At 67.4% G+C, this 9028-nt stretch carries 7 protein-coding genes; 1 reads left to right on the top strand and 6 read right to left on the bottom strand.

The features are described 5' to 3' along the window. Positions 1-498: 498 nt before the first annotated feature. From BLR41_RS12560 to BLR41_RS12535, 6 genes are all read right to left on the bottom strand, one after another. On the bottom strand, positions 499-900 hold the full coding sequence (locus tag BLR41_RS12560; RefSeq protein ID WP_092628292.1) for a DUF4328 domain-containing protein: 402 nt from the start codon (positions 898-900) through the stop codon (positions 499-501). A 166-nt stretch (positions 901-1066) separates the two neighbouring features. Beyond that, positions 1067-1687 carry a hypothetical protein gene (locus tag BLR41_RS12555; RefSeq protein WP_245694104.1) on the bottom strand — a complete coding sequence of 207 codons (621 nt, stop codon included), beginning with the start codon at positions 1685-1687 and terminating at the stop codon, positions 1067-1069. A gap of 113 nt (positions 1688-1800) precedes the next feature. Beyond that, complete coding sequence (locus BLR41_RS12550; protein WP_092628290.1) at positions 1801-4386, bottom strand: ATP-dependent Clp protease ATP-binding subunit; 2586 nt, start codon at positions 4384-4386, stop codon at positions 1801-1803. A gap of 324 nt (positions 4387-4710) precedes the next feature. After that, positions 4711-5634 carry an ABC transporter ATP-binding protein gene (locus BLR41_RS12545; RefSeq protein WP_092628289.1) on the bottom strand — a complete coding sequence of 308 codons (924 nt, stop codon included), beginning with the start codon at positions 5632-5634 and terminating at the stop codon, positions 4711-4713. Further along, a complete protein-coding gene (locus BLR41_RS12540; RefSeq protein WP_092628288.1) occupies positions 5631-6734 on the bottom strand; it encodes a FecCD family ABC transporter permease in 1104 nt (367 codons plus the stop codon). The genes BLR41_RS12545 and BLR41_RS12540 overlap by 4 nt, the downstream gene beginning before the upstream one ends. Continuing rightward, on the bottom strand, positions 6731-7924 hold the full coding sequence (locus BLR41_RS12535) for a FecCD family ABC transporter permease (protein WP_245694103.1): 1194 nt from the start codon (positions 7922-7924) through the stop codon (positions 6731-6733). The genes BLR41_RS12540 and BLR41_RS12535 overlap by 4 nt, the downstream gene beginning before the upstream one ends. Before the next feature lie 94 nt (positions 7925-8018). On the opposite strand from BLR41_RS12535, the gene BLR41_RS12530 reads away from it, so the two are divergent. Continuing rightward, positions 8019-9011: an ABC transporter substrate-binding protein gene (locus BLR41_RS12530; protein ID WP_092628286.1), complete on the top strand. Its 993-nt coding sequence runs from the start codon at positions 8019-8021 to the stop codon at positions 9009-9011. The last annotated feature ends 17 nt before the right edge of the window (positions 9012-9028 follow it).

The raw sequence follows: 9028 nt of genomic DNA, 5'->3' as shown, positions 1-9028 counted from the left end.
CGGAAACACCCACCAACCACAACCAGCCAGCAGATCTCCCGAATGCCCTTTGCTGTTGACTGCATCCACCGTAGCACCCCAACCAACCCCCCACTCACCGGGGGGCCACCCACCAACACCGAAACCCAACCCACCAAGGCCAGATCCCGAGCCAGCAAGCACCAGGCACCACATGCAGTTCTTCAAACAACCAGCCACCACCACGAACCGAACACCAGAAACCACCCAAACAAACCCGGAACCACATCCCAGGCTCACCATTTCCCGTGATTTCCAGCCCGGCCCCGCCGTGCTGACAACAACCACTCTAAACCCCCACCACACCACCCCACACACCCACCCCCCGTTAATTCGCGAAATCGCAGGACAGCCCCCGTAAATACCCCGAAAACCATTCGGATAACCGTCGTACCCTCACAGTTCACCGGGGCCGCCCGCACGAGGCTCCCCAGCGGGGGCGGCGACCACACCCACCGAATCGGACTGTCCACAACGGCCTTAACACAGTTCGTACTGCCAGTTGGTGATTCGGCGGACGACGAGCACAGCCAGTATCGCCGTGACCACGTAGCCGGGAGCGGCGAGAAAGCCCGCCAAAGCCCGATCGCGGTAGAGCGCGGATTCCTCCTGACCGGAAAGATCGAACTGGGTTCTCCCAAATCCGGTATGTACTCGAGTGATCACTCGCTCGACTCGTCCGGCGCACAGCATCGCGAGAAAGAACAGCCACCAGGCCCAGAGCAGCCCATCCCTGTATTCGGCACTCGAATCCACACCTCCGCGCACGCGGCCGGGACGGCTGGCGCGCCGGATGTCGGTGAGTATCTGCTTCGGGAACCAGAAATCGACGACCGGGATGATCCAACCGAGGATCAACCAGGGTTTCCGCTGCCGGTACATCCCGGCATCCAGCGCAGTACTCCCGCCCCGCGGGAACGTGCCCACCACGCACGGCGCGGTTCACTCGTCCACTGCCGATCTCGCCGAAGGACAAAACGGCACGGACACTACTGGCGCGACCTCGAGCCGCGGCGCACCGAGAAGCTCTCCCGGGTGGGACGGCGATTCACCGGCCGCGCTCCGACCGATCGTGGCGACGCCGTCGCAGCCACGTGACGAGCCCACCGAGCACCGCGGCGAACAGCACGACGGCACCGAGCAGCACAGGCCAACCCCAGCGACTCGATATCGCGTCCAGCACACGTCGGGTGGGGCTGGCCTCATCGGCCAACACCACACCGAGCAGCACCACGGCGGCCAGCAGCACCACGGCGAGCAGGACATACCTCGGCCTGCCCAGCACTCGGGCACGCCGGTGCAGCACCCGGGCGACCTTCACCAAACGAAGCACCCGCACGAGCTGGACAGCGGCGACCACTCGGACCAGCCGCAGCACCTGGGCGGGGGCGAACGCGAACACCACGGCGGGGATGGTCAGCAGGGTGACCAGTGCCATCCACCAGTGCTCCCGCAACCAACGGGGTCGGTCCCGGCTGAACCAGAACAGCAGCACCGACTCGGCGGTGAGCACCAGCATCGACGCCCAGTTGAGCACGCTGCCGAACAGCGACACCGGACCGTCGAGCCGGGTGAGAAACACCGCGGGAACCGAAACGGCGGCGGCGGTGAGCACCGGAACGTGCAGCGCACTCCGAATCCGGTCCTCGCTGTTCCGCCGGGGATTCACGTGAATCGGACCTTACCGACCGTTCCGGAGGTCAACGGCGGTCCTGGTACCGGACGACCGACGAAACGATCCCGCCCCCGGAGGGACGGGATCGATCGTTTCGGCTCGGTGGGTCACTCGGAGGAGCCGGAGCCCTCGGACTGGTCGTCCTGGTTGGAGCCGGAGCCCTCCGAGGAGGAACCACCGGAGGAACCAGCCAGGTCCACCGGCGGCGTGTCCGGAACGGTGGAAGGCTTGAGCTCACCTCGGAAGGTGAACTGGGCCTGGTCCTCGGTTCCTTCCTCGTCCCAACCGTCGACGTCGACGATGACGATCTGACCCGCCTCGACTTCGCCGAACAGGATCTTCTCGGAAAGCTTGTCCTCGATCTCGTGCTGGATCGTGCGGCGCAGCGGCCGGGCACCCAGCACCGGGTCGAAGCCCCGCTTGGCCACCAGCTTCTTGGCCTTCGAGGTCAGCTCGATGGACATGTCCTTGCTCCTGAGGGCGGTTTCCACCCTGCCGATGAGCAGGTCGACCATCCGGATGATCTCTTCCTCGGTGAGCTGGTGGAAGACGATCACATCGTCGATCCGGTTGAGGAACTCCGGACGGAAGTGCTTCTTCATCTCCTCGTTGACCTTGGACTTCATCCGCTCGTAGTTGGTCTCCTGCTCGTTACCAGCGGTGAAGCCCAGACCGACCGCCTTGGAGATGTCGGCCGTGCCCAGGTTGGAGGTGAAGATCAGCACCGTGTTCTTGAAGTCGACCACACGGCCCTGACCGTCCGTGAGCCTGCCGTCCTCCAGGACCTGCAACAGCGTGTTGTAGATCTCGTGGTGGGCCTTCTCGATCTCGTCGAACAGCACCACGGAGAACGGCTTGCGACGGACCTTCTCGGTGAGCTGACCGCCCTCCTCGTAGCCGACGTAGCCCGGAGGGGCACCGAACAGCCGGGAAGCCGTGTAGCGATCGTGGTACTCACCCATGTCGATCTGGACCAGGGCATCGTCGTCGCCGAACAGGAACTCGGCCAGCGACTTGGACAGCTCGGTCTTACCGACACCGGAGGGACCGGCGAAGATGAAGGAACCGGAGGGACGCTGCGGGTCCTTCAGGCCGGCACGGGTGCGGCGGATCGCCTGGGAGACCGCCTTGACCGCGTCCTCCTGGCCGATGATCCGCTTGTGCAGCTCGTCCTCCATGCGCAGCAGCCTGGAGGTCTCCTCCTCGGTGAGGCGGAACACCGGAATACCGGTCCAGTTGGCGAGCACCTCGGCGATCTGCTCGTCGTCGACCTCGGCCACGACGTCGAGATCACCGGCCTTCCACTGGGTCTCGCGCTCCTCCTTCTGCGTGATGAGCTGCTTCTCCTCGTCACGCAGCCTGGCGGCGCGCTCGAAGTCCTGCCCGTCGATGGAGGACTCCTTGTCCCTGCGGACCTCGGCGATCTTCTCGTCGAACTCGCGCAGGTCCGGCGGTGCGGTCATCCGGCGGATGCGCATCCGCGCACCGGCCTCGTCCAGCAGGTCGATCGCCTTGTCCGGCAGGTACCGGTCGTTGATGTAGCGATCCGCCAGACTGGCCGCTGCCGACAGGGCGGAGTCGGTGATGGAAACGCGGTGGTGCGCCTCGTAGCGGTCCCGCAGTCCCTTGAGGATCTCCACGGCGTGGTCCAGCGAGGGCTCGCCCACCTGGATCGGCTGGAAACGGCGTTCCAGGGCCGCGTCTTTCTCGACGTTCTTGCGGTACTCCTCCAGCGTGGTGGCACCGATGGTCTGCAGCTCACCGCGCGCCAGCATCGGCTTGAGGATGCTCGCCGCGTCGATGGCCCCCTCGGCGGCACCCGCACCGACCAGCGTGTGGATCTCGTCGATGAACAGGATGATGTCGCCGCGGGTCTTGATCTCCTTGAGGACCTTCTTCAGGCGCTCCTCGAAGTCACCACGGTAGCGGGAACCGGCGACCAGCGAACCGAGGTCGAGCGTGTAGAGCTGCTTCTCCTTCAGCGTCTCCGGGACCTCGCCCTTGACGATCTTCTGGGCAAGCCCCTCGACCACGGCGGTCTTGCCGACACCGGCCTCGCCGATGAGGACGGGGTTGTTCTTGGTGCGGCGGGACAGCACCTGCATGATGCGCTCGATCTCGGTGTCGCGACCGATCACCGGGTCGAGCTTGGTCTCACGGGCGCTCTGGGTGAGGTTGCGGCCGAACTGGTCCAGCACCAGCGAGGAGGACGGGGTGCCCTCGCTGCGGCCACCGGCCTCGGCCGGTTCCTTGCCCTGGTAGCCGGACAGCAGCTGCAACACCTGCTGGCGGACCCGGTTGAGATCGGCGCCGAGCTTGACCAGCACCTGCGCGGCCACGCCCTCGCCCTCGCGGATCAGTCCGAGCAGGATGTGCTCGGTACCGATGTAGTTGTGCCCGAGTTGGAGTGCCTCCCGCAGCGACAGCTCCAGAACCTTCTTGGCCCTCGGGGTGAAGGGGATGTGGCCACTGGGCGCCTGCTGGCCCTGGCCGATGATCTCCTCGACCTGCTGGCGCACGCCCTCAAGGGCGATCCCCAGCGATTCCAGCGCCTTGGCGGCGACACCCTCACCCTCGTGGATCAGACCCAGGAGAATGTGCTCGGTGCCGATGTAGTTGTGGTTGAGCATCCTGGCCTCTTCCTGGGCCAGGACAACCACCCGCCTCGCGCGGTCGGTGAACCTCTCGAACATTCGCACTCCCTGACTGCTGCGCCGGCGGTCTCGTACCGGGCACCGCTCCTGCTCACGCCGATGCCCGCGATGGGTTCAGCACTCTGAACTCCACTCTAGTAGCCACGGCGCACTCAGGGCTGTTCCGGCTCGCAGCCCACTTCTCGACGACGTTGCGTTCAACCAGCCCAACAGGGCGTTGAGCTGCGAAATTCCATCCGAAAACCAGGTCGCCCGCAGTGTCCGCCGAGCGCGAACACCGCCTCCGACGGACCGAATCTCACTCATCCGGCCCAGTGTGGTGACTATCCGGCCCGGGGTGGTGCCGAGTCACGGTGGTCGCGGTCAGGACCCCCGGGTTCCGAGGGCGCCGTTCTCCGGTTCCGGGCCCCGGGCCTGCCTGCCACCCGCCGGAACCACCATCGGGGTACCCGTAACCGGGTCCGGAATCACCCGTGCCCGGAGATCGAACACCTCGTGCAGCAGTCGCTCCGTGAGCACCTCTCCCGGAGGGCCCTGCGCGGCGATCTCCCCCTCGGACATCGCCACCAGTCGGTCCGCGTAGCGGGCGGCCAGGTTGAGGTCGTGCAGCACCATCACCACGGTGCGCCCGCTCTCGGTGTGCAGCCTGCCGATCAGCTCCAACACGTCCACCTGGTGCGACAGATCCAGGTAGGTGGTCGGCTCGTCCAGCAGGAGCAGATCGGTTCCCTGCGCCAGTGCCATGGACAACCAGGCGCGCTGCCGCTGCCCACCGGACAGCTCGTCCACGGACCGATCGGCGAGGTCACCGATGCCGGTGAGCGCCAATGCCTCGGCCACCGCCGACTCGTCCTCCCCGGACCACTGGCGGTACCAGGACTGGTGCGGATGCCTGCCTCTGGCGACCAGGTCGGCGACGCAGAGTCCTTCCGGGGCGACCGGCGACTGCGGCAACAACCCCAGCCTACGCGCGACTTCCTTGGTGGACATCCGGTGGATGGGTTCGCCGTCCAGCAGCACACTGCCGCGCTTGGGCCGCAACAACCTGCCCAGGGCTCGCAGCAGCGTGGACTTGCCGCAGCCGTTGGGACCGATCACGCCGGTGATGGTGCCGTCGACCACGTCCAGATCCAGCCCGTCGACCACCACGCGCTCGCCGTAGCCCAACGACAGGTCGCGGGCGCACAACCGGTTCCTCGCCCCTTCTGCGGAACCGTCGCCCGATAAGGACTCGGTGTCCGCGGCCGTGCGGGCGGCCGGGTCGTGCGCGATGTGCGAGGCGGTCATGTCTGAACCTCCCGATACCGGTGGACGAGCAGATAGATCAGGTACGGGGCACCGAGCGCGGCGGTGACGATTCCGACCGGTAGTTGCAGTGGACCGAACAGCGTGCGCGAGACGAGATCGGCACCGACGACGAGAAGCGCTCCGAACACCATCGACACGACCAGCGGCGGTCGCGGGGTGCCTGCCGTGCGGAGGGCGATCTGCGGGGTGGCGAGCGCGACGAAGGCGATCGGCCCGGCCGCCGCGGTGGCCAGCGAGGCGAGCACGGCGGCCCCGAGCAGCAGCGCACCTCGGGCGACGTTGACGGGCACCCCGAGTTCGCGAACCGTATCGTCGTCGAACTGCAACGCCCCCAGGGCGTGCGAGCCGAGCAGGGTCACCGGCACGAGCACCAGCAGGGCCAGCCCGACCGGCACCACGTTGTCCCAGTCACGCGCGTTGAGGCTGCCGGTGAGCCACACCATCGCGCGCCCGGCGTCCTGGGTCTCGCCGATGGTCAGCAGCCACAGCGTCACGTTGACCGTCAGCGCGTTCATGCCGATGCCGACCAGCACCAACCGAAACGAGTCCACCCCGCCCCGGTGGGCCAGCAGTCCGACCAGCACTGCGGTGACGATGCCGCCCGCCAGCGCGACCAGGGGCAGGCCGAGACTCGCCACGAGGCCGCTGATCCCGCCCAGCGTGCCGGAGGTGACGATGACGAGGGTCGCGGCCGCACCGGCACCCGTGGTCACGCCCAGCAGATCCGGGCTGGCCAGCGGATTGCGCACCACCGCCTGGGTGATCGCGCCGGACAGCCCGAGCGCCGCCCCGACCAGCAGTCCGGTCAGCGCGCGCGGCAACCGCAGCTGCAGCACCACCAGCCTTTCCCCGGCGTCGCCACCGCCGAACAGCGTGCGCAGCACCCCCAGTGGGGAGATCGGGTAGTCGCCGAGCGCCAGATCGCAGGCGAACACCAGAAGCAGCCCACCGAGGCCGCCCAGCAACGCCACCAGCGGCCGGAGGCGCAGCACCGTGGACACGGGGCCGACACGCAGCGGGGCACGACCACGTACCCGCGCGGCCGGGCCGTCGACGGGGGTTCGCACCGATTCCGTCACAGCCGCATCAGCCTCCTGCGCCGTACGAGGGCGATGAAGAAGGGCGCGCCGATCATCGCCAGCATCACGCCGACCTGGATCTCCGAGGGGCGCGCCATGACCCGGCCGACCAGATCTGCCAGCAGCACCAGGCAGGCGCCCCCCAGCGCGGCGAACGGCAGCAACCAGCGGTGGTCGGGGCCCGCGAAGTATCTGGCTATGTGGGGCACGACGAGGCCGACGAAGCTGATCGGCCCGCACATGGCCACCGCGCTGCCGACGAGCACCGCGATGGCGGTGATCCCGAGCGCCCTCGACCTGGCGACGTTGTGCCCCAGCGCCGCGGCCATGTCGTCGCCGAGGGAGAGCGCGTTGAGACCTGGTGCGCTGGCGAGTCCCAGCACCAGCCCCAGCAGCAGGAACGGCAGCACCCGTTGGATGAGCCCCATGTCGGAGACGGCGATGGAGCCGACCTTCCAGAAGCGGTAGGTGTCCAGACTCTGCCGGTCCAGCAGCACCAGGGCGGAGGTGAGTGCCTGCAGCAGCGCGCTGATCGCCGCCCCGGCCAGTGCCAGCGCGACCGGTGTCGCGCCTCCCTTGCCGATCGAACCGATCAGGAACACCGCCAGTGCGCTGATCAGGGCTCCCGCGAAGCTGAACCAGATGAAGCCGAGCATGCCGCTGATGCCCATGGTGAACACGGCCAACACCACCGCGAGCCCCGCGCCCTGGGTGATTCCGAGCACACTCGGGGCCGCTATGGGGTTGCGGGTGTAGCCCTGCATGAGCGCCCCGGCCAGGCCCAACGAGGAACCGGCGAGCACTCCGGCGATGGTGCGCGGTACGCGCAGCTCGTAGATGATCACGTTGTTCTCGGTCCGCGAGCCGGCGAACAGCGCGTCGAGCACCGCGCCGGGCGGGATGAGCTTGGCTCCGATGAGGATGCTCAGCGCGCAGCTTAGCAGCAGCAGGCAGCACAGTACGACCACGCCCAGCAGTCGGCCGCGTCGTCGCGAGTTCAGCCGGTTGGAGCCCTTGGAGACCGTGGTCCGGTTGGCCCGGTCGGGGTGTGGAGCACTGGCGTGCCCGGTCGAAGTGGGTGGGTCTTCCGGCGGCGGGTCCGCCGCGGGGTACTCGTCGTCGGACGCGGGAGAGGCCGGAGAAGCGGGGCCCGAACCGGACGGATCGCCCGTGGCCGAACTGCGACTCAAATCCCACTCCCTTGGCTATCCGCGCCGATTCGCTTAGGTTGCCCACACTTAGGTTAGGCCCACCTAAGAGTAACCGAAACCGGAAGGCGAACCGATGTCGGAAGTCACACGCACCAGACGTGAGTTGTTGCGAACCGCGTTGACCGCCGCGAGCGCGTTGCCCGTACTCGGGTTGACGGCGTGCGGTGGCGAGTCGGACTCGGCGGGGCAGAGCGGGAGGACGAACACCCGCACCGTCGAGCACGCGATGGGTGAGACCGAGATCACCGGAACGCCGAAACGGGTGGTCGCGCTGGACGCCACCTTCACCAGCGCCACGATGGCGCTGGGGACCGACGTCGTGGGCTACACCACCTTCGGTGGTCGCGAGGAACTGCCCGCGTACCTCGGTCGGGACCGCACCGAGTACGGCGCACAGGCACAGGGCGTGGGCAGCCTGACCAGCCCGGACGCGGAGCGGATCGTCCAGCGCGAGCCCGACCTGATCCTGTCCGCGAAGGTCCGGCACCAGGACATGTACGAGCAGCTCTCCGAGATCGCGCCCACCGTGTTCAGCCGCACGACCGGGGCTACCTGGAAGGAGAACCTGCTGCTGACCGGGCGGGCGTTGGGCAAGGAGAAAACGGCCCGGAACAAGCTGGACGAATACGAGCGACGGGCGAAAACGGTCGGCGACAGCATTCGTTCGAAGGTGGGGCACAACCCGACGATGTCGATCGTGCGCTTCGCGGGTGAACCGACCGTGCGGCTCTACAGCGCCGACTCGTTCCCCGGAACGGTGCAGCAGGACACCGGACTGGCTCGCCCCGAGGGGCAACCGGAAGGTGACGGGATCGCGGTCAATCTCAGCCAGGAGCGGATCCCGGAACTGGACGCGGAGCACATCTTCGTGACGGTCTATCCCGATGAGGCGGGCGACGCGGCCGAGACCAGAAAAACCTTCGAATCAAACCCGCTGTGGAGCAAACTCACCGGAAAGCAGCACCTGGTCGACGACATAACCTGGATGACGTCGGTGGGAATCCACGGTGCTCACGCGATTCTCGACGACCTCGCGAACGCGTTCGGTGTCGACGCGGCGCGATAACAGGCCAAGTGTGCGGG

The sequence above is a fragment of the Actinopolyspora mzabensis genome, assembly GCF_900101095.1.
GTDB classification, from domain to species: Bacteria; Actinomycetota; Actinomycetes; order Mycobacteriales; family Pseudonocardiaceae; genus Actinopolyspora; species Actinopolyspora mzabensis.
The sequence above is the reverse complement of the archived record's forward strand: the minus strand, read 5'-3'. Positions and strand labels throughout refer to the sequence as shown.